Source organism: Haloferax profundi (assembly GCF_001469865.1).
GTDB lineage: Archaea > Halobacteriota > Halobacteria > Halobacteriales > Haloferacaceae > Haloferax > Haloferax profundi.
In genome coordinates, this window is record NZ_LOPV01000706.1 from 1 (window position 1) to 686 (window position 686).

Below are 686 nucleotides of genomic sequence, written 5' to 3' on the forward strand. Positions count from 1 at the left end.
GACCTCACCGTTCGCCGACTCCGAAGTCCCTTTGTTCGGGTACCCCGTGGGGTCTCGCATGCGAGTAGGAGCACACGTCTCGATGTCGAGTTCGAAGGTTTCCTCCGACGAGGAGACGCCACCGCACAACAACGTCGCCAACGCCGTCTTCCGGCAGGTCGCCTTCGGCGGCAACTGCGGACAGATATTCACCACCTCCCCGCAGGTGTGGCGTGACCCCGATATCTCCGACGAAGAGGCTGAACTGTTCCGCGAGGAGACCGCCGGCGAACTGGCGGGGCCGTGGGTCATTCACTCCTCGTATCTCGTCAACCTCTGTACGCCGAAAGATGGCCTCCGGCAGAAGTCACTCGACTCGATGCAGACCGAGGTCGACATGGCAGAGAAACTCGGCATCGAATACGTGAACGTCCACCTCGGCGCTCACACCGGCGCAGGTGAGCAACAGGGCCTCGACAACGCCGTCTCCGTCCTCGACGAACTCGACATCCCGGACGGCGTCACCGTCCTCATCGAGTCCGACGCCGGGTCGGGAACGAAGATGGGCGGCGACTTCGCCCACCTCGGGTACGTCCTCGAAGAATCAGAACAGGACCTCGACGTCTGTCTCGACACCGCTCACGCCTTCGCGGCAGGCTACGACCTCTCGACGGCCGACGGTGTCGACGAGACGTTCGAGGAACTCG

At 63.3% G+C, this 686-nt stretch carries 1 protein-coding gene; it reads left to right on the top strand.

The features are described 5' to 3' along the window. Positions 1-58 precede the first annotated feature (58 nt). Positions 59-686 (top strand): deoxyribonuclease IV (locus AUR66_RS19605; protein WP_058573790.1); only part of this gene is annotated, 628 nt, incomplete at its 3' end.